We start from the raw sequence: 20450 nt of genomic DNA on the forward strand, positions 1-20450 counted from the left end.
CAGCACCTGGCCGGCATGAAAGACTCGAAGGTGATCGTCGCGATCAACAAAGACCCCGAAGCGCCGATCTTCAGCGTCGCCGATTACGGTCTCGTCGGCGATCTGTTCGCGGTCGTGCCTGAACTGGTGAAAGAGCTCGGCTGAGTTCGCGCCGGGTGACTCGCACTCGCCATAACAAGAAGAAGGGCGCGACAAACGTTGCGCCCTTTTTTTCGGCTATCTAACGGAGGAGACAGGACAATGAGCTACAACGCCCCGGTCAAGGACATGCTGTTCGTGATGAAAGAGCTGGCCGATATCGACAGCATCGCCGCTCTGCCCGGTCACGAGGACGCAGGCTTCGACACGGCTCAAGCCGTCGTCGAGGAAGCGGCGCGCTTTTGCGGCGAGGTCGTCGCGCCGCTGAATGTCGCGGGCGATCGCAATCCGAGCGCCTGGGCGAACGGCGAAGTCATGACGACGCCTGGTTTCAAGGACGCGTTCCGCCAGTTCGCCGAAGGCGGCTGGCAGGGCGTCGTGCATCCGGCCGACTTCGGCGGCCAGGGCTTGCCGAAGCTCATCGCGACGCCGTGCATCGAGATGCTCAACTCGGCGAATCTCTCGTTCTCGCTCTGTCCGCTCCTGACCGACGGCGCGATCGAAGCGCTGCTCACCGCGGGCAGCGACGCACAAAAGGCGCTTTACCTGCCGAAGTTCATCTCCGGCGAATGGACCGGCACGATGAACCTGACCGAGCCGCAGGCCGGCTCCGATCTCGCGCTCGTGCGCACGCGCGCCGAGCCGCAGGGCGACGGCACGTACAAGGTCTTCGGCACGAAGATCTTCATCACCTACGGCGAGCACGACATGGCGAAGAACATCGTGCATCTCGTGCTTGGGCGCACGCCCGATGCTCCCGAAGGTGTGAAGGGCATTTCGCTGTTCCTCGTGCCGAAGTTCCTCGTGGCGGAGGACGGCTCGCTCGGCGCGCGCAACGACGTGCATTGCGTGTCGATCGAGCACAAGCTGGGCATCAAGGCGAGCCCGACCGCGGTGCTCCAATACGGCGATCACGGCGGCGCGATCGGCTATCTGATCGGCGAGGAGAACCGCGGTCTCGAATACATGTTCATCATGATGAACGCGGCGCGTTTCGCGGTCGGCATGCAGGGCGTGGCGATTGCCGAGCGCGCGTATCAGCAGGCGGTGGCCTACGCGAAAGAGCGCGTGCAGAGCCGTCCCGTCGACGGCAGCGCGAAAGAGCCGGTGACGATCATCCATCATCCCGACGTGCGCCGCATGCTCGCGACGATGCGCGCCTACACCGAGGGCGCACGCGCGCTCGCGTATGTCGCGGCGGCGCACAGCGATCTCGCGCACGGCCATCCCGACGAAGACGCGCGCGCGAGCCATCAGGCGATCTACGAATACCTCGTGCCGATCGTGAAGGGCTTCAGCACGGAGATGTCCGTCGAAGTCGCGAGCCTCGGCGTGCAGGTGCACGGCGGCATGGGCTTCATCGAGGAGACGGGCGCGGCACAGCATTATCGCGATGCGCGCATCCTGCCGATCTACGAGGGCACGACGGCGATCCAGGCCAACGATCTCGTCGGCCGCAAGACGGTGCGCGACGGCGGCCGCGCGGCGCAGGCGCTCCTCGCGCAGATCGATCAGACCATCGCGGCGCTCGCCGAGGCGGATGGCCAGCCGTTCAGGTCGATGCATCGGCACCTGAGCGCGGCGAGTCTGTCGCTGGCGCGCGCGATCGAGTTCATCGTCGCGAAGTTCAAAAGCGATCCGAACGCGGTGTTCGCGGGCAGCGTGCCGTATCTGCGGCTCGCGGGCATCGTGCTGAGCGGATGGCAGATGGCGCGCGCGATGCTCGTCTCGAACGCCAGACGCGCGGAGGACGAGCGCTTCCATTCGGCGAAGATCGCGACGGCGCAGTTCTTCGCGGAACATATCCTGTCGTACGCGCCGGGCATCGAGGCGTCGATCATCAGCGCGAACGGGAAGGAAGGCGTGCTCGCTTTGAGCGAAGATCAGTTCTAAACGCGAAAACGGCGCCCTTGGGCGCCGTTTTTCATCAGCCGTCGCGGAATCAGGCGTTCGCGTAACCCGGGCGCGTCTTCACGTCGGCATCGCCGAAATAGCGATGCACCGACAGATCGTCCGCGCGAATCGCGGGCTGCTTGCCCGACATCAGATCGGCGAGCAACTGGCCCGAGCCGCACGACATCGTCCAGCCGAGCGTGCCGTGGCCCGTGTTCAGGAACAGGTTCGGCACGGGCGTGCGGCCGACGATCGGCGTGCCGTCCGGCGTCATCGGGCGCAGGCCGGTCCAGAACGTGGCGTTCGCAGTGTCGCCGCCGCCCGGGAACAGATCGTTCACGCACATCTCCAGCGTCTCGCGGCGCGCCTTCTTCAGCTTCTTGTCGTAGCCGACGATTTCCGCCATGCCGCCCACGCGGATGCGGTCGTCGAAGCGCGTGATCGCGATCTTGTAGGTCTCGTCGAGCACGGTCGAGACCGGTGCGCGGTTCGTGTCGACGATCGGCGCGGTGATCGAATAGCCCTTGAGCGGATAAACCGGAATCTTCACGAGATCGCCAAGGAGCTTCGGCGAATAGGAGCCGAGCGCGACGACATACGAATCGGCCTGCACGAGTTCCTTGCCGCACTGCACGCCCGCGACGCGGCCATTGCTGATGGCGAGTGCGTCGATCGGCGTGTTGTAGCGGAACTTGACGCCGAGCGCTTCGGCCATCGCGGCGAGGCGCGTCGTGAACATCTGGCAGTCGCCGGTTTCGTCGTTCGGCAGACGCAGGCCGCCCGTCAGCTTGTGCGAGACGGCAGCCAGCGCCGGTTCGGCTTTCTTCAGCTCATCGGCCGTGAGCAACTCGAACGGCACGTTCGCGTCCCTCAGCACGGCGATGTCCTTGCCCGCGCCATCGAACTGCTGTTGCGTGCGGAACAGTTGCAGCGTGCCGCCGGTGCGGCCTTCATACTGGATGCTGGTGTCGGCGCGCAGCGCCTGCAGGCAATCGCGGCTGTATTCGGCGAGGCGCACCATGCGGCCCTTGTTCACCGTGTAGCGATCCTGCGTGCAGTTGCGCAGCATCTGCCACATCCATTGCAGCTGGTTCATCGTGCCGTCGAGGCGGATGGCGAGCGGCGCGTGCTTCTCGAACATCCACTTCACGGCCTTGAGCGGCACGCCCGGCGCGGCCCACGGCGATGCGTAGCCCGGAGAGATCTGTCCGGCATTGGCGAAACTCGTTTCGAGGGCGGGGCCGGCTTCACGATCGATGACCGTGACTTCGTGGCCGGCGCGAGCAAGGTAATACGCGCTCGTCACGCCGACGACGCCGCTTCCGAGAATAACGATTCGCATGTGATCTCCATCGAAAATTCGAGAAACTTCCGCGCTCTTCATCTGAGAACCGCCCGAAAAGTCGATCGAGTGGGTCAACGGAAGTTCGTGTAGTGTTATCGCCTATACTATTGATATGCAGCCAGTTTTAGTTATTGTATTTGGTCGATTTTCAGGAAAAACCAATGCGAACACAGCGAAATCCGGTCCGTGCGCTCGACAAGCTCGATCACAAGATCCTGAACCTTCTCCAGGAGGACGGCCGCATCGCGATGAAGGACCTGGCCGAGCGTGTCGGACTGTCGGTTACGCCCTGCATCGAGCGCGTGAAGCGCATGGAGCGCGATGGCGTCATCACCGGCTACTACGCGCGCGTGAATCCGGCCGAACTGGGCGCGGCGCTGCTCGTGTTCGTCGAGATCACGCTGGATCACAAGAGCGGCAACATGTTCGAGCAGTTTCGGCGCGAAGTGCAGAAGATTCCGGAGGTGCTCGAGTGCCATCTCGTGTCGGGCGATTTCGACTATCTGATCAAGGCGCGCATCGGCGAAATGGCGGACTATCGCAAGCTGCTCGGCGACATCCTGTTGCAGTTGCCGGGCGCGGTGCAGTCGAAGAGCTACGTGGTGATGGAGGAGATCAAGGAGACCCTGAAGATTCCGGTCGAGGTGTGATTTTTCCCTTGCGGCGATACGTCGATACTGTATATTTATACAGTATAAATTGTTGGATTTCGTCGCAATGTCATCGCCCGACCGTGAATATCCCGTCGCGCCGCCCGCTCCCCTGAAAGGGCGCGGCGCGGTCACGAACATCCAGGGCCGCTACGAGAAGGACGAGCGCGAACGCATCGACGACGGCTGGCTGCACACCGCCGGTCAAGGCGAAGACGAAGGCGCGCCGCCGCTGCGCACGCAGGTATTCGAGGAACGCGCGAAAACCATCCTCACGCGCAACAGTTCGCCGGACATTCCCTTTACGACCTCGCTCAATCCCTATCGGGGTTGCGAGCACGGCTGCATCTACTGCTTCGCGCGTCCGACGCACAGCTATCTCGGACTTTCGCCGGGGCTCGATTTCGAAAGCCGCATCTACGCGAAGATCAACGCGCCCGAACTGCTCGAGCGCGAGCTCGCGAAACCGGGCTACGAGCCCGATCCGATCGCGCTCGGCGTAAATACGGACGCCTATCAGCCCGTCGAGCGGGATCTTCAGCTCACGCGGCGCGTCATTCAGGTTCTGCACGATTGCGGGCATCCGTTCGCGGCGATCACGAAGTCGTCGCTGATCGAACGCGATATCGACCTGCTCGCGCCGATGGCCGCACGTGGTCAGGTCATGGCGGCCATCACGGTCACGACGCTCGATGCGGACATCGCGCGCACGCTCGAGCCGCGCGCGGCCACGCCGTCGCGGCGCCTGCGCACCATCCGCACGCTCGCCGAAGCGGGCATTCCGGTGGGCGTCAGCATCGCGCCGGTCATTCCGTTCGTCACCGAGCCGGACATGGAGCGCGTGCTGGAGGCCTGCGCCCAGGCGGGCGCGACGAGCGCGAGCTATATCGTGCTGCGCCTGCCTTGGGAAGTCGCGCCGCTCTTCAAGGATTGGCTCGCCGCGCATTTTCCCGATCGCGCGGATCGCGTGATGGGCCGCGTGCGTGACATGCGCGGCGGCAAGGACTACGACTCGAACTTCTCGACGCGGATGAAAGGCGAGGGTCTGTGGGCCGACATGCTCAAGCAGCGTTTCCGTCAGGCGACCAAGCGCCTCGGACTGAATGCACGGCAGCATGGCATTCTCGATATGTCCGAGTTTCAGCGGCCGGCCAAACGAGCCGCGTCGCCGATAAACGCGCAGCTCGATTTGTTCTGATGTTTTATTGCGACAGCGTTTTCGCCGCTTCGACCTGACTCTCGAAATAGGTCTGGAAGGTGAGCGCGAGACCGGTCATCAGCAAGAAGGCGCCGATCAGCAGCGAGAACATCACGACGAAGATGACAGTCCAGCCGGAGCGGCTGGTGCGGCCGGTGTGGGCGTTGAATTGCGCGTCCCATTTGGCGTCGGGGCGCAGACCATAGACGATGGCGGAAAGAAAGGCCGCGAGCAGCGAGATGGCGCCCGGGAACGCCAGCACCCAGCCGAGAGTCGACGTGCGCTCCGATTCCGCGAGCAGCAGATAGCCGAACGCGCCCAGAATGATGCCGACGATATGAGCCCAGCCGTACTTGTCGCGCATGCCGTACAGATAGAAGCGATGCAGGCCGATGTAGCCGAACAGGAACGCGAGCGCCGCGGTGAGCGTCTTCGAGCGGAAATAGGGCGGAGCTTGCTTGCCGGCCGGCTTCGGGCCGGATTGCGTGGCGACGGACGAGGAAGTCATCAGCGAAAGCGGTGGTGAAATGGAGGCGGACGCCGAATCCGAACCGACGCCAATCCGCCATTTTACGCCGACGAGCGAGCGCACCACCAATGTCACGTTGCCGCACGAGCGTGATTCCCGGTATCCGAAAACGGCTGGGATCGACCGTGAGCGCGCTCTCAACAACGCCTCGCATCCAAAAAAAGCGTTAAGTGTTTGTTAGAGCTTCGGAATCCAGCTATAATCGCCTGTTCTCGTTGTTCCGAACCCCCGGTTTTCAAGGATTTCAGCATGGTCATCATCCGTCTGGCTCGTGGCGGCTCGAAGAAGCGCCCGTTCTACAACATCGTCGCAACCGACTCGCGTAGCCGCCGTGACGGCCGCTTCATCGAGCGCGTGGGCTTCTACAACCCGGTCGCCACGAAGGGCGAGTCGCTGCGTATCGCTCAGGATCGCCTGACGTACTGGCAAGGCGTTGGCGCGCAACTGTCGCCGACGGTCGAGCGCCTGGTCAAGCAAGCTCAGCAAGCCCAGCCGGCTGCTTAAGCTCGCTTCGTCGACGCTGTACAAACCGCTCGAAAACTGCCCGAAGGTTCGCTGATGTCCGCGCGCGATTCAGAATCCGGACGCGCTTCCGGAAACATCGGCCGGCCGAAGCCGGGGCAAGATGAAGGTTCCGCCACGTTTGGCGCGTTCGTCCGCAAGCCGGGCGCGCGTCGCGTGGCGGTCGACGTTTCGAGCAGTATTTCCAGTGGTAGCAAGCCGGAAGACGTAATCGAGCCGGTCGAGGCTTTGCCGGAAGATGCCGTCGAGGTCGGTTTCATCGCCGATGCGTATGGTCTCAAGGGCTGGGTCAAGATCGTGCCGCACGCGAACGGCAAGCAGGGCGGCGACGCGCTTCTGAGCGCGAAACGCTGGTGGCTCGTGAAGGGCCGCGAACGCAAGTCCGCGCGCTGTCTGCAGTCGAAGGTGCATGCCGATACCATCGTCGCGCGCCTCGCCGGCTGTGACGACCGCGATGCGGCGCTCGCGCTGAAGGGCCATACGGTGAATATCGCGCGCAGCGATTTCCCGAAGCTCGACAGCGAAGACGAATTTTACTGGGTCGACCTGATCGGCCTGGATGTCGAAAACGAAGCGGGCGTGGCCTTGGGCCGCGTCGCCGATCTCATCGACAATGGCGCGCATTCCATCCTGCGGATCGAGTATCCGGGTACGGACAAGGATGGCAGGCCCGTCACCGGCGAGCGGCTGATTCCGTTCGTCGGCGTATATGTGAAGACGGTGGACCGCGCGGCGAAGCGTATCGTCGTCGACTGGGACGCCGATTATTGAACATCGGCACGTTATGGAGAGAGCGATGCAGTTCGATGTCGTGACGCTCTTTCCCGAGATGTTTCGCGCGCTGACCGACTGGGGCATCACCAGCCGGGCGGTGAAGCAGGAGCGGTTCGGTCTGCGCACGTGGAATCCGCGCGATTTCACGACAGACAACTATCGCACCGTCGACGATCGCCCGTACGGCGGCGGCCCAGGCATGGTCATGCTGGCGCGCCCGCTGGAAGATGCGATTCACGCGGCGAAAGCCGCGCAGCGCGAGCAGGGCATCGCGTCGACGCGCGTGGTGATGATGTCGCCGCAAGGTGCGAAGCTGGACCACGACCGCGTGATGCGGTTCGCGCAGGAACCCGGTCTGGTGCTGCTGTGCGGCCGCTACGAAGCGATCGATCAGCGCCTGATCGAGCGCGAAGTGGACGAAGAAGTGAGCCTCGGCGACTTCGTGCTGTCCGGCGGAGAACTCCCTGCGATGGCGCTGATGGACGCGGTGGTGCGCCAGTTGCCCGGCGTGCTGAACGACGCGCAGTCGGCGGTGCAGGACAGTTTCGTCGATGTGCTGCTCGATTGTCCGCACTACACGCGGCCGGAAGAGTACGAAGGCATGCGCGTTCCCGATGTGCTGCTGGGCGGCCATCATAAGGAAATCGACGCCTGGCGCAGGCGCGAAGCGTTGCGCAACACATTCAACAAGCGGCCCGATCTGATCGAGCGGGCGCGCGGAAGCAAGATGCTGAGCCGTGCCGACGAGGCATGGCTCGCGGAACTCGCGAAGGACGCGTCGAAGCCTGCATAGGTTTCGAGCCGACGAGCGGGACAAGGGGGCGCCGACTGAACATCGGCGCCTGAAGCAAACCCATCCTCTACCGAGGCCTCATCACAAGCGAATTTCGCGAGGCACGCAACTTCGGCAAGATGGCACAAGGAGTCAGTAATGAATCTGATTGAGCAACTCGAGAAGGAAGAGATCGCACGCGTTCTGGGCGAGAAGAGCATCCCCGACTTCGCGCCGGGCGATACCGTCGTCGTCAACGTGAACGTGGTCGAAGGCACGCGCAAGCGTGTCCAGGCTTACGAAGGCGTCGTCATCGCGAAGCGCAACCGTGGCCTGAACTCGAACTTCATTGTCCGCAAGATTTCGTCGGGCGAAGGCGTCGAGCGTACGTTCCAGACCTACTCGCCGCTGCTCGCCAGCATCGTCGTGAAGCGCCGTGGCGACGTTCGCCGCGCGAAGCTCTACTACCTGCGCGAGCGTTCGGGCAAGTCGGCTCGAATCAAGGAAAAGCTGTTCACGAAGGATCGTGCAGCCGCCGCGGAGTAATCTCCAACGCAGCGTCGCACCGGAAAAAGCACCCCTTGCGGGTGCTTTTTTCTTTGGTGTGTTCAAATCATATCTTCGACACCCAACCTGCCTAACTGTGTCCACCGGCAAGACCTCGACTCCGCGCATTCTCGAACCCGAACGCATGCCCGTGCTCCCGACGGGCGAATCGCTGCCACCCGTCCCGCCCGAACGGCTCACGCCAGACGGCTTGCGCGCGCGCTTCGGACAGACGCTCGAATGGACGCGGGAGCCTCCCGAACAGCGCATCAAGGCGATCGGCGGCGATCCGCGCGTCGCGGCCGTGCTCGTGCCGCTCGTCGTGCGCGAAGGCGGGTTGACGGTGCTGCTCACGCAGCGGGCCGATCATCTTTCCGATCACGCGGGCCAGATCAGCTTTCCCGGCGGACGCCACGAGCCCGAGGACGTGGATGCCACCGCCACCGCGCTGCGCGAGGCGAAGGAGGAAGTGGGCCTCGGTGCCGAGCACTGCGAAGTCGTCGGGGCGATGCCGGACTATCTGACGGGCACGGGATTCCGCGTGACGCCGGTCGTCGCGCTCGTTTATCCGCCGTTTTCACTGAAAGCCGACACGCGCGAAGTGGCCGACATTTTCGAGGTGCCGCTCGCCTGGCTCATGAATCCGGCCAATCACGAAGTGCGCGTTTTTCGCTGGGAAGGCGGCGAGCGTCGTTTTTTTGCCATGCCCTACTCGCCGGGCGAAAGAAAGGCTCCTTATTTCATCTGGGGCGCAACGGCCGGCATGTTGCGCAATTTCTACCGCTTCCTCGCGGCTTGAGCGTGACGGCGCGAAAAGTCCGCGCGCTCGCGCCGGCGCGCGCAATTAGCTCGCGCGCTAAACGCGTCAGGCGCTGTGCTATCGTTACGCGAAACTCGAACTAAACGGACTGTTCCGGCGCTTCGCATGACTTTTTTCTCTGTGTTGCTGGCTCTCATCATTGAGCAGGTGCGCGCGTTATCGCCGCACAATCCGATTTCGGCGTTGCTTCAATATCATGCGGAATCCACCGCGCACGGCTTCGACGCCGGCAAGGAGAAGCACGGCATCGTCGCCTGGCTGGTCGTCGTGCTGCCGTGGACGCTCGTCGTCGGGCTCGTCTATTACGTGCTGTACCGGATCAATTTCGTGCTGGCGTTCCTGTGGAACGTCGTGATCGTCTATTTCACGCTCGGCTTTCGCCAGTTCAGCCACTATTTCACCGACATCCATCTCGCACTCAACAACGACGACGTGCCCCGGGCGCGCGAGGTGCTGACCGAATGGACCGGCATCGACACCGTCGACATGCCCGTCAGCGAAATCGTGCGTCACACGCTGGTTCATGCGGTGATCGCATCGCATCGGCATGTGTTCGGGGTGTTCTTCTGGTTCCTGATTCCGATCGGCCCGGCGGGCGCGGTGCTCTATCGCATCGCCGAGTATCTGGCGCGCGCGTGGTCGAAGCCGAATCCGGAGCGCACCGCCGCGTTCTCGTCGTTCGCGCAGCGCGCGTTCTTCATCATCGATTGGGTGCCCGCGCGCCTCACCGCGCTCGGCTTCGCGATCGTCGGCAATTTCGAGGATGCGATCTACGCGTGGCGCAATCACGCGCGCCAATGGCCGGACGTCAACGAAGGTGTCCTGCTCGCGGCGGGCAGCGGCGCGCTGGGTGCGCGTCTTGCCGGTCCGCTCGCGGAGCCGCTGTCGGTCGAGGCGCTCGCCGTCGGTGAGGCGGGCCCGCTGCCCGTCGGCGACGACTGCACGCCGCGCACGCTGCAATCGGCGGTCGGCCTCGTGTGGCGCGCGGTGATCCTGTGGATGCTGCTCCTCCTGATGCTGACCATCGCCGTGTGGCTGGCGTAGTCAGTCGTCCAGCGGATCGCGCTCCGTCTGACACTGCCAGCACACGGTGAATTGCGCTTCCAGCCATTCGCCGCAGTGCCTGCAGCGCCACGGCCGGGCATCGGCGTCCGGTCCTTTCCTCGCGCGCTCGATCATCCGCAAGGCCAACGCTTCGTCGCGATCGTCGACGATCCAGATTTCCGGCGCGCACTGATCCGCCGGAATCTCTCCCAGCGCGCCGTTCAGATAGCGGTTGTGCAACTCGCACTGCACGCCCGCGGTCGCCAGCACGTTCACCCAGTGCTGCGCCGTGATCAGGTTGGGGGCGCGCGTGAGCCGCTTCATCGAACGATCTGGCTCGCTTCGTGAACGAGTTGCGCGTAGAGCGCGTGACGCTCGGGCCTGATCTTGCCGGCCTCGACCGCTTCGAGCACCGCGCAGCCCGGTTCGTGCAGATGATGGCAGTTGTAGAACCGGCAATGCCCGAGGTACGGCCGGAAATCGGCGAAGGCGCGCTCGAGCTGGCCTTCGGTCAGATGGTGCAGGCCGAACTCCTGGAAACCCGGCGAGTCGATGAGCGCGCCGCCTCCGGGAAGACTGTACAGACGCGTGAACGTGGTCGTGTGACGGCCGCTGTTGAGCGCCGATGAAATCTCGCGTGTGGCGGCGTCCGCATCGGGGACGAGCAGGTTTACGAGCGTCGATTTGCCCATGCCGGACTGGCCGAGCAGGATCGTCGAGCGGTCTTTCAAACGCGCGTCGAGTTGCGGATGGACGTCGCCGGGCGCCATCTTCGCGGACAGCTCGATCACCGTGTAGCCGAGTTCGCGATACGGCGCGAGACGCTCGCGCGCGAGCGGCAGCGCGGCTTCCACGTCGATCTTGTTGAGCACGATGAGCGATTCCAGCCCGTGCGCTTCCGCTGCGATCAGCGCGCGCCCGAGCAGGTCCTCGCTGAAATGCGGTTCGGTTGCCAGCACGATCAGCAACTGATCGAGGTTCGCGGCAAAGAGCTTCGACTTGAACTGATCCGAGCGATAGAGCAGATTGCGCCGCTCGCCGATCTCGACGATCACACCCTGATCCGCCGACGATTGCTCGTAGATCACGCGATCGCCGACGGCCACGTCGCTTTTCTTGCCGCGCGGGAAGCACTGGAGCATCGGTCCGCCGGTTTCCGGCGTGACGAGATAGTGCCGCCCGTGCGCGGCGATCACCGTGCCTTCGATCCGATCGCCGGCCGAAGCGCGACGGCCTCGCGGTGCGCCGCCCGTCATGCGGCCTGCTGCATCAGACGGTCGATGCGCTGCGAAGCGGGCGGATGCGAGTAATAGAACGCGGTGTAGACGGGATCGGGCGTGAGCGTCGACGCATTGTCCTCGTAGAGCTTCACGAGCGCGTTCACGAGATCCTTCGGATCGGTCTGGCTCGCGGCGAAGGCATCGGCTTCGAACTCGTTCTTGCGGGAGGTCAGGCTGCCGAGCGGCGTGATGAAGAACATGAACACCGGCAGCACGAGCATGAAGAGCACGAGCGCGAGCCCGTTGTTGCTGCCCACGAGCGACGGCCGCACGCCGAGGCCTTCGTAGAACCAGGTCGTCTGCACGAGCCAGCCGAGCAGGGCGAGCATCGCGAGGCTGATGCCGAACATGACGATCATCAGCTTCAGCACGTGGCGGCGCTTGAAGTGGCCGAGCTCGTGCGCGAGCACCGCTTCGATCTCGCTGCCGGAAAGGCGCGCGAGCAGCGTATCGAAGAAGACGATGCGCTTGGCTGCGCCGAAACCCGTGAAATACGCGTTGCCGTGCGCGGAGCGGCGGCTGCCGTCCATCACGAACAGGCCCTTGGCCGCGAAGCCCGTGCGCGACATCAGGTTCTGGATGCGCGCGACGAGTGCTTCGTCCTTCAGCGGCTCGAACTTGTTGAAGAGCGGGGCGATGAAGGTCGGGTAGATGATCATCGCGAGCAGTTGGAACGCGACCCAGACCATCCACGTCCACAGCCACCAGTAGGTGCCGGCGCGGTCCATCAGCCAGAGCGTGAGCAGTAGCAGCGGCGCGCCGATCACGACGGCCAGCACCGTGCCTTTTACGAGATCGACGAAAAAGAGCTTCTTCGACATGCGATTGAAGCCGAACTTCTCTTCGATCACGAAATGCCGGATGTAATCGAATGGCAGGTCGACGACGCTCGTGATCGCGACGACCGAGGCCACCAGCGCGATCTGTCCGAGATAGCCGCGCCCGAGCCACTCCGTGATGGCGAGATCGAGCGCCTGCACGCCGCCGAGCAGGGTCAGCGCGACGAGCACGACCGCGCTCGTGACGACCTCGATCATCGTGAGCCGCGTGCGTTCGACAGTGTAGTCCGCGGCGCGCTGATGCGCGGCGAGCGGGATCGTCCCGGAAAATTGCGCCGGCACGCCGTTGCGGTGCGCGGCGACGTGGCGAATCTGGCGCGACGCGAGCCAGAGCTTGGTCGAGACCATCGCGACCAAGGCGACGACGAACACCGTCGAGAAAGCAAGAGTGAAATTGGTCATCCGGGTATTCCGATTGAACTATGCGAGAATTATAGGTTCTTGACCGTGCCGCCGCGCAGCGTTCAAACGCGGCATCCTGCTATCGGATCGATCGTGAGCGGGCATGGCTTTTCCACCTCTCAGGCCGCTTTCATGACCGATATCTCCGCCGCTTCGGACTCCGCGAACCCCGCTGAAGAAAACATCCCCGTGCGCAGCGACATGAACCTCGTGTGGCTCGACATGGAGATGACCGGACTCGACCCCGACAACGATCGCATCATCGAAATCGCGGTGGTCGTGACGAATTCGACGCTCGACAGGATGGTGGAAGGGCCGGTGCTCGCGATTCATCAATCGGACGAAACGCTCGGCCGCATGGACGAGTGGAACCGCAACACGCACGGCCGCTCCGGGCTGACCGAGCGCGTGAAGGCCTCGACCGTGGACGAAGCCGAGGCGACGCGCCAGATTCGCGATTTCCTCGGCCAATACGTGCCGCCCGGCAAGTCGCCGATGTGCGGCAACTCGATCTGCCAGGACCGCCGCTTCATGGCGCGCTGGATGCCCGAGCTGGAAACGTTCTTCCATTACCGCAACCTCGACGTCAGCACCCTGAAGGAACTGTGCCGCCGCTGGCAGCCGGCGATCTACAAGGGCTTCCAGAAGCGCGCGATGCACACGGCGCTCGCCGACATCCACGAGTCGATCGACGAGCTCAAGTACTATCGCGAGCACTTCCTGATTCCGTCGGCGCCTGTCGCGGACGCGTCCTGAGCGTATTTCACGCCTTCGGCGGACGGATCGCGCTCTTCGGGCGGAACGCCGCGACCACATCGGGCCGCGTTTCGATGTACGGCCCGCCGATCAGATCGATGCAATACGGCACCGCAGCGAAAATGCCGGGCACTTTCGTCTTGCCGTCCGTGTCCTTCAAACCCTCGAGCGTCTCGCGGATCGACTTCGGCTGACCCGGCAGGTTGATGATTAGCGCGGCGTGATCCGCCGTTTCCCGAATCACCGCGACTTGCCGCGAAAGAATGGCGGTCGGCACGAAATTCAGGCTGATCTGGCGCATCTGCTCGCCGAAGCCGGGCATCGGCCTGGTCGCAATGGCGAGCGTCGCCTCGGGCGTCACGTCGCGGCGCGCGGGGCCGGTGCCGCCGGTTGTCAGCACGAGGTCACAGCCGTGTGTGTCGACCAGCTCGACGAGCGTCGCGGAAATGGTCGCGGCGTCGTCCTGGATCAGGCGCGACTCGGCGCGAAAGGGCGTCGTGAGCGCCTCGCCGAGCCACGCCTGCAGCGACGGCAGGCCTTTGTCCTCATACACGCCTTGCGATGCGCGATCGCTGATCGACACGAGCCCGACGATCAGCTCATCCGGATGATTACGCTTCGGTTTCGTCACGATCGTCCTCGTCGCCTTCGATGTTTTCGTCGTCTTCCACGCCCGCCGCGTTCTTGATCCACTGGAACAATTCCCGGAAATAGCGCGGCGGCTTCTGCTGCTCGCGCTCCTTGCGCGCGTTGCGGATCAGCGTGCGGCCTTCCTGCGCGTCGACGCCCGGGTGAGTGCGGATGAATTCGGTGAGCGCGGCGTCGTCGGCGAGCAGTTTCTCGCGCGTGCGCTCGATCCAGTGCAGGCGCGCGGTTTCGCTCTTGTTCACGCCGCGATGCGTTTCCAGCGCCGTGCGCAGCGCTGCGATTTCGTCATCGGTCAGCGAGCGCATCAGCTTGCCGACGTATTGCGATTGCCGGCGCTTGCCTTCGTGATCGGTGATGCGGCGCGCCTCGCGCACGGCGTCGCCGAGATCTTCGGGCATCGGCATGCGTTTCAGCGCATCCTTGGGCAACGCGATGAGCGCTTCGCCCAGCTCCTGCAGCGCGTGCATTTCGCGCTTGAGCTGGGATTTGCTCGGACGGTCGTAGCCGTGTTCGTCGGCGTCGCGCTCGTCGTCGCGGCCGGCATCGATCGGTTGAATGCGGGTTTTACGGTTCATCCCGACATTGTATCTTGCGGCGCCTGTCGCCCGAGCCCGCGACGAAGCTTGGCGGGTGAATGCACGCCGTCCTTGCTATGATCGCGAGATACGCCAATCCCGTTATTCGACGCTCGCGTGGCGAGCGATTCGGGCCGGGAATTCCGAAGCAACCACGACATGCGCGGGCGCGCGACGCCCGGCTTCCAAAGGCAACCAAAAATGGCCGCAGACATGGACGTCAAGCAACGCTATTTCCCGCATACGCAGGACGAGCTGAAGGAGATCGCCTCCGACATCCTGCGCTACGCGAGGGAACTCGGCGCGACCGATGCCGCCACCGAGATCTCCGAAGGCGACGGCCTGTCGGTGAGCGTGCGGCGCGGCGAAGTCGAGACGATCGAGCACAATCGCGACAAGATGGTCGGCGTGACCGTGTTCATCGGCAAGAAGCGCGGCAACGCGAGCACCGCCGACTTCACGCGCGACGCGCTGCGCGACACGGTCGCCGCCGCGTACAACATCGCTCGCTTCACCGCCGAGGACAGCGCGGCGGGCCTCGCCGAAGAGGATCTGCTGGAGAAGGCGCCGCGGGACCTCGACCTCTATCACCCGTGGGACATCGACGCGGAAGAGGCCGCCGAGATCGCGCGCCGCGCCGAGGCCGCGGCCTTCGCCGTCGACCGGCGCGTGACCAACTCGGAAGGCGCGAGCGTGTCCGCGCAGCATTCGCAATTCGTGCTCGCGACTTCGCGCGGCTTCATGGCGGGCTATCCGTACTCGCGTCACTACATCGCGTGCGCGCCCATCGCGGCCGCCGGCCGTGACATGCAGCGCGACGACTGGTACACCTCGAAACGCGACGCCGCCGGTCTCGCCGCGCCGGAAGCGGTCGGCCGTTACGCCGCCGAGCGCGCGCTGGCGCGTCTGGGTGCGAGAAGCCTCGACACGCGCAAATGCCGTGTGCTCTTCGAGGCGCCGCTCGCGGCCGGCATCCTGGGCGCGTTCGTGCAGGCGGTGAGCGGCGGCGCGCTGTATCGCAAGACCACGTTCCTCGTCGACAGCCTCGGCAAGCCGGTGTTCGCGCCGCACATCCAGATCGTCGAGGATCCGCACGTGAAGGGCGGCATGGGCAGCGCGCCGTTCGACGAGGAAGGGGTGCGCACGCAGCGGCGCAATGTGGTCGAGGACGGCGTCGTGCAGGGCTATTTCCTCTCGACGTATTCGGCGCGCAAGCTCGGCATGCAGACGACCGGCAATGCGGGCGGCTCGCACAATCTCACGATGAAGAGCACGCACACTGGGCCCGGGGACGACTTCGAAGCGATGCTGAAGAAGCTCGACACCGGCTTGCTGCTGACCGAGCTGATGGGGCAGGGCGTGAACTACGTGACGGGCGACTATTCACGCGGCGCGTCGGGCTTCTGGGTCGAAAACGGCAAGATCGTGCACGCGGTGGAGGAAATCACCGTGGCGAGCACGCTGCAGGAGATGTTCCGCCATATCGAGGCGATCGGCGCGGATACGGTCGTGCGTGGCACGAAGGAAATCGGCTCGGTGCTGATCGAGCGGATGACGGTCGCGGGACAATAGGCGTCAAAGCGTTGCAAACGGGAAGCCCCGGCGTGTCCGGGGCTTTTGTCATTCCGGTGCTCGTTTGCGCTCGTAAGTGACGAACGCGAAATCGAACTCGTTCGGCGGCGCGGCGCGATGCGTTTCGCGCGACACCTCGCGCCAGCGCGCCGGATCGGGGGCCGGAAAACGCGTGTCGCCGTCGAAATCGGCGTCGATCTCGGTGACGATCATCTTGTCGGCGCGCTCGACGGCATCGCGATACAGTTGCGCGCCGCCGATCAGAAACGCTTCCTCGGCCGGCGCGAGCGCGAGCGCCGCCTCGAGGCTCGTTACGACGTCGCAGCCTTCGTAGCGCCGCGTGGCGTCGCGCGACACGACGATATTGCGCCGCCCCGGCAGCGGCCGGCCGATCGATTCGTGCGTCTTGCGGCCCATGATGATGGGCGCGCCCATCGTCGTGCGCTTGAAGAAGGCGAGGTCCTCGGGCAGGCGCCAGGGCAGTTGGTTATCGCGTCCGATCACGCCATTGCGCGCGCGGGCGACGATCAGGGTCAGCGTCGTCATGTGGAAGGATGAGGTCGAGGCAAACTGGCGCGCGCGGGCCGCGCCGCCGGGGCCTCGATTCTAACCGACGCACGCGCGCCGTCCGTGCCGCATTACAGGCCACGCCCGGCGCCGGCTCACGTCTCCGGCGAGTCGTCGGCCAGTGGCGGCGGCGTTCGGGGCAGCGCGGGCGCGACCTCGTCCCACAAGGTCACGCTGATGCCGGAACCGGTTGACCGTATGGCGGGCAGGCGCGTCCGGACGAATTCGTCCGCGTCGTCGCCGCCTTGTTGCGCGTCGGATGTTTCGTCGCGCCTGAATGAACTATCGAGTGCCATCTTGACGACATAACCCAAGGTAACTATTCCCGGATATGAAACACCCGGAAATAAAGTAATCGTTCCGCCGGTATGGATGGAGGATTATCTGGAGAATGAATGCTTTTGCGGGATTTGAACGTGCGTTCGACAAACGGTATTTCTTACCTTTGCGTCAGGACGAGAATTAGCGAATTACATGCCATCGGCCGCGATCGATTGCCCCGCAAAGAATGCCGGAAAGCGCGCGGGACAACGATTCGGGAAATCGCAGGAAAACGTTTCAAAGCTGAAACATGAAGGCAGAAAAGCAGGAAGTTCCCGCGAAATCGGTATAAGATTTTGTCTTATTAAATTGTGCGGAAAGTTTTTAATAATTATGTGAAAAATTCTTTCCAAGCCCGTCCCATCAGGGTTTTGTGGCTAATCTGGCGCCTCTGCCGATATTTGTTTTCGCGGGTTTCCGGGTTATAGTAGTCTCTCAAAAACAGCACAGAATCAGACATAAAGGTTTCGTGGAAGGGTGCGAGGTGTATCGCGCCGTGTACGGGGCGAGGTATCGAATTGCAAAAGTCCCTCTGCCGATCGTCTCGGCAAATGTGCGGGACAGGAAGTCTGCGATCTAGCGCGAGCCTGAACTACGTGACCTTTTCAACGAACGTTGAACAAAGGATCTGAATAATGGACGTCGCTCGGCGGCAACTCATCTATGTGACTCGCGATCCAAGCGAGACGCTGTGCGCGCGATTCGAGGAGCGCGGCTGGCACATCGAAATCGTCGCGAGCGCGCGCGAGACGCGCAAGGCATTGCGCAGCGACCTGGCAATGGGCGGACTGCTCGACCTGTCGAGCCATTTCGAATCGCATGAACTGGCGGCGTTCGAATCGTCGCTGACGATGACGAACGTGGGCTGGGTCGCGGCCACCGTTGCGGGACAACTGGAAGACGCCGCCGTGCGGCGGCTCATTCGCGACTATTGCTTCGATTACGTGACGCTGCCGACGTCGAACGACCGCGTCGTCGATTCCGTCGGCCACGCCTATGGCATGGTCGCGCTGCACGACGCGGCGTCGAACGACGCGCGCAGCGAAGGCCGCGCCGAGGGCGAGATGGTCGGCTCGTGCGACGCGATGCTCGCGCTGTTCCGCTCGATCCGCAAGGTCGCGATGACCGACGCGCCCGTGTTCATCTCCGGCGAGTCGGGCACCGGCAAGGAGCTGACGGCGGTCGCCATTCACGAGCGCTCCGCGCGCCGCGATCAGCCGTTCGTCGCGATCAACTGCGGCGCGATTCCCGCGCATCTGCTGCAATCGGAGCTATTCGGCTACGAGCGCGGCGCGTTCACGGGCGCGAACCAGCGCAAGATCGGCCGCGTGGAGGCGGCCAACGGCGGCACGCTGTTCCTCGACGAAATCGGCGATCTGCCGCTTGAGAGCCAGGCAAGCCTGCTGCGCTTCCTGCAGGAGCGCAAGGTCGAGCGCCTGGGCGGCCACGGCTCGACGCCGGTGGACGTGCGCATCATCTCGGCGACGCACGTCGACATGCAGACCGCGATGATCGAAGGGCGCTTCCGCGCGGACCTGTATCACCGCCTGTGCGTGCTGCAGATCGACGAGCCGCCGCTGCGCGCGCGCGGCAAGGACATCGAGCTGCTCGCGAAGCACATGCTCGATCGCTTCAAGAAGGATGCGAGCCGGCGTCTGCGCGGCTTCTCGCCGGACGCGATCGCGGCGATCCACAACTACGGCTGGCCGGGCAACGTGCGCGAGCTGATCAACCGCGTGCGGCGCGCGATCGTGATGTCGGAAGGGCGTCAGATCACGGCGCGCGATCTCGAACTCGGCGAGTACGTCGAGGTCGCACCGGTTTCGCTCGCGCAGGCGCGCGAGGCGGCGGAACGTCAGGCGATCGAGCTCGCGTTGCTGCGGCATCGCGGGCGGCTCGGCGATGCGGCGCACGAACTGGGGATCTCGCGCGTGACGCTGTATCGCCTGCTGAGCGCGCACGGCATGCGTCACATCGAGGTCGACGCGCCGCCGGAGCACGCGACGCGCGGCTGAGCACCCGCCTTCGACATCGCTGAACGGGCGCTTTCGGGCGCCCGTTTTTCGTGCTGCCGCACTAGAGCACGGGCACTCCGTGCTTGGTAAAATCAGTGCTTTACGCCATCCGTTCGTGACGGCGCGCAGCACACCAAGGAACATCGAATGAAACAGTATCTCGAGCTCGTCCAGACGATCCTCGATACCGGCACCTGGCAGGAAAACCGCACGGGCATCCGCACGATCAGCATTCCCGGCGCGATGCTGCGCTTCGATCTGCAGCAGGGCTTCCCGGCCGTGACGACCAAGAAGCTCGCGTTCAAGTCGGCGATCGGCGAGCTGGTGGGCTTCCTGCGCGCGTCGAAGAGCGCGGCGGACTTCCGCGCGCTCGGCTGCAAGGTCTGGGACGCCAACGCGAACGACAATCCGCAATGGCTCGAGAATCCGTACCGGCAAGGGCCGGACGATCTCGGCGACGTGTACGGCGTGCAGTGGCGCAAGTGGCCCGCGTACAAGCTGATCGACGCCGGCGCGGGCGACCAGCTCGCCGATGCCACCAATCGCGGCTATCAGCTCGTCACGAGCTTCGTCGAGAACGGGCGCGAGCAGGTCCTGCTGTACAAGGCCATCGACCAGTTGCGGCAATGTCTCGACACGATCATCGAGCGGCCGACCGACCGGCGCATCCTGTTCCATGCGTGGAATCCCGCGAAGCTCGACGAGATCGCGCTGCCCGCGTGCCATCTGCTGTATCAGTTCATCCCGAATGCGGTGACGCGCGAAATCTCGCTGTGCCTGTACATCCGCAGCAATGACGTCGGGCTCGGCACGCCGTTCAACCTGACCGAAGGCGCGGCGCTGCTGCATCTCGTCGGCCGGCTGACGGGCTATACGCCGCGCTGGTTCACGTATTTCATCGGCGATGCGCACATCTACGAGAATCAGCTCGACATGCTCAACGAGCAGTTGAAGCGCGAGCCGTATCCGCTTCCGCAGCTGATCATCTCGGACCGTGTGCCGGATCATGCGGTCACGAAGCGCTACGAGCCGGAATGGCTGGAGAAGATCGAGCCGAAGGATTTCGCGCTCGAAGGGTACAGGCATCACGACGCGATCACGGCGCCGATGGCCGTCTGAGCGCAGGCTTGCAGCTTCACACATGAAAACGCGCGGCTTCTGCCGCGCGTCAGACTGCTGACAAAGCCCTGGCTCTGCCCAGGGCTTTGTTCTTTAATAGAGGTCATGCTTAAGAAGCCGACACC

22 protein-coding genes and 1 pseudogene are annotated in these 20450 nt (G+C 64.0%); 15 read left to right on the top strand and 8 right to left on the bottom strand.

Going from position 1 to position 20450, the window contains the following annotated elements:
- Nucleotides 1-144, top strand: a pseudogene (locus AWB83_RS35890) (electron transfer flavoprotein subunit alpha/FixB family protein); the annotation flags it as partial.
- 96 nt (nt 145-240) lie between these two features.
- On the top strand, nt 241-2031 hold the full coding sequence (locus AWB83_RS34570) for an acyl-CoA dehydrogenase (protein WP_087050096.1): 1791 nt from the start codon (nt 241-243) through the stop codon (nt 2029-2031).
- A gap of 49 nt (nt 2032-2080) precedes the next feature.
- Here the strand turns inward: AWB83_RS34570 and AWB83_RS34575 are convergent, their stop codons facing one another.
- Nucleotides 2081-3373 carry a D-amino acid dehydrogenase gene (locus AWB83_RS34575; RefSeq protein WP_087050097.1) on the bottom strand — a complete coding sequence of 431 codons (1293 nt, stop codon included), beginning with the start codon at nt 3371-3373 and terminating at the stop codon, nt 2081-2083.
- A 164-nt stretch (nt 3374-3537) separates the two neighbouring features.
- Between AWB83_RS34575 and AWB83_RS34580 the strand changes: the two genes are divergently transcribed.
- On the top strand, nt 3538-4026 hold the full coding sequence (locus AWB83_RS34580; RefSeq protein WP_087050098.1) for an Lrp/AsnC ligand binding domain-containing protein: 489 nt from the start codon (nt 3538-3540) through the stop codon (nt 4024-4026).
- A gap of 67 nt (nt 4027-4093) precedes the next feature.
- Nucleotides 4094-5224, top strand: coding sequence for a PA0069 family radical SAM protein (locus AWB83_RS34585; protein WP_087050099.1), 1131 nt, complete (start codon nt 4094-4096; stop codon nt 5222-5224).
- Nucleotides 5225-5228: 4 nt separating this feature from the next.
- On the opposite strand, the gene AWB83_RS34590 is transcribed toward AWB83_RS34585, so the two are convergent.
- Complete coding sequence (locus tag AWB83_RS34590; RefSeq protein ID WP_087050114.1) at nt 5229-5732, bottom strand: TM2 domain-containing protein; 504 nt, start codon at nt 5730-5732, stop codon at nt 5229-5231.
- On the opposite strand from AWB83_RS34590, the gene AWB83_RS36345 reads away from it, so the two are divergent.
- The 7 genes from AWB83_RS36345 (at nt 5710) to AWB83_RS34620 (ending at nt 10231) form a co-directional block, all read left to right on the top strand.
- Nucleotides 5710-5934: a hypothetical protein gene (locus AWB83_RS36345; RefSeq protein ID WP_143750155.1), complete on the top strand. Its 225-nt coding sequence runs from the start codon at nt 5710-5712 to the stop codon at nt 5932-5934. The genes AWB83_RS34590 and AWB83_RS36345 overlap by 23 nt on opposite strands.
- Nucleotides 5935-6002: 68 nt before the next feature.
- Nucleotides 6003-6257: a 30S ribosomal protein S16 gene (gene rpsP / locus AWB83_RS34595; RefSeq protein ID WP_008342343.1), complete on the top strand. Its 255-nt coding sequence runs from the start codon at nt 6003-6005 to the stop codon at nt 6255-6257.
- A gap of 54 nt (nt 6258-6311) precedes the next feature.
- Nucleotides 6312-7046: a ribosome maturation factor RimM gene (gene rimM / locus AWB83_RS34600; protein ID WP_087050100.1), complete on the top strand. Its 735-nt coding sequence runs from the start codon at nt 6312-6314 to the stop codon at nt 7044-7046.
- Nucleotides 7047-7071: 25 nt separating this feature from the next.
- The gene (trmD, locus tag AWB83_RS34605; RefSeq protein ID WP_087050101.1) at nt 7072-7842 is read left to right on the top strand and encodes a tRNA (guanosine(37)-N1)-methyltransferase TrmD; all 771 of its coding nucleotides are present in this window, start codon (nt 7072-7074) and stop codon (nt 7840-7842) included.
- A 138-nt stretch (nt 7843-7980) separates the two neighbouring features.
- Complete coding sequence (rplS, locus tag AWB83_RS34610) at nt 7981-8367, top strand: 50S ribosomal protein L19 (protein ID WP_087050102.1); 387 nt, start codon at nt 7981-7983, stop codon at nt 8365-8367.
- Nucleotides 8368-8512: 145 nt separating this feature from the next.
- Nucleotides 8513-9166, top strand: coding sequence for a CoA pyrophosphatase (locus AWB83_RS34615; protein WP_087050115.1), 654 nt, complete (start codon nt 8513-8515; stop codon nt 9164-9166).
- A gap of 126 nt (nt 9167-9292) precedes the next feature.
- On the top strand, nt 9293-10231 hold the full coding sequence (locus AWB83_RS34620; RefSeq protein WP_087050103.1) for a CobD/CbiB family protein: 939 nt from the start codon (nt 9293-9295) through the stop codon (nt 10229-10231).
- On the opposite strand, the gene AWB83_RS34625 is transcribed toward AWB83_RS34620, so the two are convergent.
- The 3 genes from AWB83_RS34625 to AWB83_RS34635 are packed head-to-tail and all read right to left on the bottom strand — an operon-like array spanning nt 10232 to nt 12752.
- Nucleotides 10232-10555, bottom strand: coding sequence for a putative signal transducing protein (locus AWB83_RS34625; protein ID WP_087050104.1), 324 nt, complete (start codon nt 10553-10555; stop codon nt 10232-10234).
- Entirely contained in the window at nt 10552-11487 is a 936-nt protein-coding gene (rsgA, locus tag AWB83_RS34630) for a ribosome small subunit-dependent GTPase A (RefSeq protein WP_087050105.1), read from the bottom strand. The genes AWB83_RS34625 and rsgA overlap by 4 nt, the downstream gene beginning before the upstream one ends.
- Nucleotides 11484-12752, bottom strand: a complete 1269-nt coding sequence (locus tag AWB83_RS34635) for a M48 family metallopeptidase (RefSeq protein ID WP_087050106.1) — start codon at nt 12750-12752, stop codon at nt 11484-11486. The genes rsgA and AWB83_RS34635 overlap by 4 nt, the downstream gene beginning before the upstream one ends.
- A gap of 132 nt (nt 12753-12884) precedes the next feature.
- Here AWB83_RS34635 and orn point away from each other — a divergent pair, with 132 nt between their 5' ends.
- Nucleotides 12885-13508, top strand: a complete 624-nt coding sequence (orn, locus tag AWB83_RS34640) for an oligoribonuclease (RefSeq protein WP_087050116.1) — start codon at nt 12885-12887, stop codon at nt 13506-13508.
- 7 nt (nt 13509-13515) lie between these two features.
- Here the strand turns inward: orn and mog are convergent, their stop codons facing one another.
- Together mog and yjgA are read right to left on the bottom strand one after the other, a co-directional pair.
- The gene (gene mog / locus AWB83_RS34645) at nt 13516-14142 is read right to left on the bottom strand and encodes a molybdopterin adenylyltransferase (protein WP_167389194.1); all 627 of its coding nucleotides are present in this window, start codon (nt 14140-14142) and stop codon (nt 13516-13518) included.
- Nucleotides 14120-14731: a ribosome biogenesis factor YjgA gene (gene yjgA, locus AWB83_RS34650; protein ID WP_087050108.1), complete on the bottom strand. Its 612-nt coding sequence runs from the start codon at nt 14729-14731 to the stop codon at nt 14120-14122. Before yjgA ends, mog begins: the two co-directional genes overlap by 23 nt.
- Nucleotides 14732-14932: 201 nt before the next feature.
- Here yjgA and pmbA point away from each other — a divergent pair, with 201 nt between their 5' ends.
- Nucleotides 14933-16303 carry a metalloprotease PmbA gene (gene pmbA, locus AWB83_RS34655; RefSeq protein ID WP_087050109.1) on the top strand — a complete coding sequence of 457 codons (1371 nt, stop codon included), beginning with the start codon at nt 14933-14935 and terminating at the stop codon, nt 16301-16303.
- Nucleotides 16304-16351: 48 nt separating this feature from the next.
- On the opposite strand, the gene AWB83_RS34660 is transcribed toward pmbA, so the two are convergent.
- Complete coding sequence (locus AWB83_RS34660) at nt 16352-16849, bottom strand: dihydrofolate reductase (RefSeq protein ID WP_087050110.1); 498 nt, start codon at nt 16847-16849, stop codon at nt 16352-16354.
- Between the two features lie 977 nt (nt 16850-17826).
- Here AWB83_RS34660 and AWB83_RS34670 point away from each other — a divergent pair.
- Together AWB83_RS34670 and AWB83_RS34675 are read left to right on the top strand one after the other, a co-directional pair.
- Entirely contained in the window at nt 17827-19206 is a 1380-nt protein-coding gene (locus AWB83_RS34670) for a sigma-54 dependent transcriptional regulator (protein WP_087050112.1), read from the top strand.
- 147 nt (nt 19207-19353) lie between these two features.
- Nucleotides 19354-20325, top strand: coding sequence for a thymidylate synthase (locus tag AWB83_RS34675; protein ID WP_087050113.1), 972 nt, complete (start codon nt 19354-19356; stop codon nt 20323-20325).
- Nucleotides 20326-20450: the final 125 nt, after the last annotated feature.

Source organism: Caballeronia ptereochthonis (genome assembly GCF_001545075.1).
GTDB classification, from domain to species: domain Bacteria; phylum Pseudomonadota; class Gammaproteobacteria; order Burkholderiales; family Burkholderiaceae; genus Caballeronia; species Caballeronia ptereochthonis.

Excerpts from the sequence above, each read along its gene's own strand:
- trmD (WP_087050101.1), top strand. The coding sequence starts at position 7,072 with ATGCAGTTCGATGTCGTGACGCTCTTTCCCGAGATGTTTCGCGCGCTG.
- yjgA (WP_087050108.1), bottom strand. The coding sequence starts at position 14,731 with ATGAACCGTAAAACCCGCATTCAACCGATCGATGCCGGCCGCGACGAC.
- AWB83_RS34620 (WP_087050103.1), top strand. The coding sequence starts at position 9,293 with ATGACTTTTTTCTCTGTGTTGCTGGCTCTCATCATTGAGCAGGTGCGC.
- AWB83_RS34635 (WP_087050106.1), bottom strand. The coding sequence starts at position 12,752 with ATGACCAATTTCACTCTTGCTTTCTCGACGGTGTTCGTCGTCGCCTTG.
- AWB83_RS34675 (WP_087050113.1), top strand. The coding sequence starts at position 19,354 with ATGAAACAGTATCTCGAGCTCGTCCAGACGATCCTCGATACCGGCACC.
- AWB83_RS34615 (WP_087050115.1), top strand. The coding sequence starts at position 8,513 with ATGCCCGTGCTCCCGACGGGCGAATCGCTGCCACCCGTCCCGCCCGAA.
- AWB83_RS34660 (WP_087050110.1), bottom strand. The coding sequence starts at position 16,849 with ATGACGACGCTGACCCTGATCGTCGCCCGCGCGCGCAATGGCGTGATC.
- pmbA (WP_087050109.1), top strand. The coding sequence starts at position 14,933 with ATGGCCGCAGACATGGACGTCAAGCAACGCTATTTCCCGCATACGCAG.
- AWB83_RS34585 (WP_087050099.1), top strand. The coding sequence starts at position 4,094 with ATGTCATCGCCCGACCGTGAATATCCCGTCGCGCCGCCCGCTCCCCTG.
- rplS (WP_087050102.1), top strand. The coding sequence starts at position 7,981 with ATGAATCTGATTGAGCAACTCGAGAAGGAAGAGATCGCACGCGTTCTG.
- AWB83_RS34590 (WP_087050114.1), bottom strand. The coding sequence starts at position 5,732 with ATGACTTCCTCGTCCGTCGCCACGCAATCCGGCCCGAAGCCGGCCGGC.
- AWB83_RS34625 (WP_087050104.1), bottom strand. The coding sequence starts at position 10,555 with ATGAAGCGGCTCACGCGCGCCCCCAACCTGATCACGGCGCAGCACTGG.
- AWB83_RS34575 (WP_087050097.1), bottom strand. The coding sequence starts at position 3,373 with ATGCGAATCGTTATTCTCGGAAGCGGCGTCGTCGGCGTGACGAGCGCG.
- AWB83_RS34570 (WP_087050096.1), top strand. The coding sequence starts at position 241 with ATGAGCTACAACGCCCCGGTCAAGGACATGCTGTTCGTGATGAAAGAG.
- AWB83_RS34580 (WP_087050098.1), top strand. The coding sequence starts at position 3,538 with ATGCGAACACAGCGAAATCCGGTCCGTGCGCTCGACAAGCTCGATCAC.
- orn (WP_087050116.1), top strand. The coding sequence starts at position 12,885 with ATGACCGATATCTCCGCCGCTTCGGACTCCGCGAACCCCGCTGAAGAA.
- rpsP (WP_008342343.1), top strand. The coding sequence starts at position 6,003 with ATGGTCATCATCCGTCTGGCTCGTGGCGGCTCGAAGAAGCGCCCGTTC.
- rimM (WP_087050100.1), top strand. The coding sequence starts at position 6,312 with ATGTCCGCGCGCGATTCAGAATCCGGACGCGCTTCCGGAAACATCGGC.
- AWB83_RS34670 (WP_087050112.1), top strand. The coding sequence starts at position 17,827 with ATGGACGTCGCTCGGCGGCAACTCATCTATGTGACTCGCGATCCAAGC.
- rsgA (WP_087050105.1), bottom strand. The coding sequence starts at position 11,487 with ATGACGGGCGGCGCACCGCGAGGCCGTCGCGCTTCGGCCGGCGATCGG.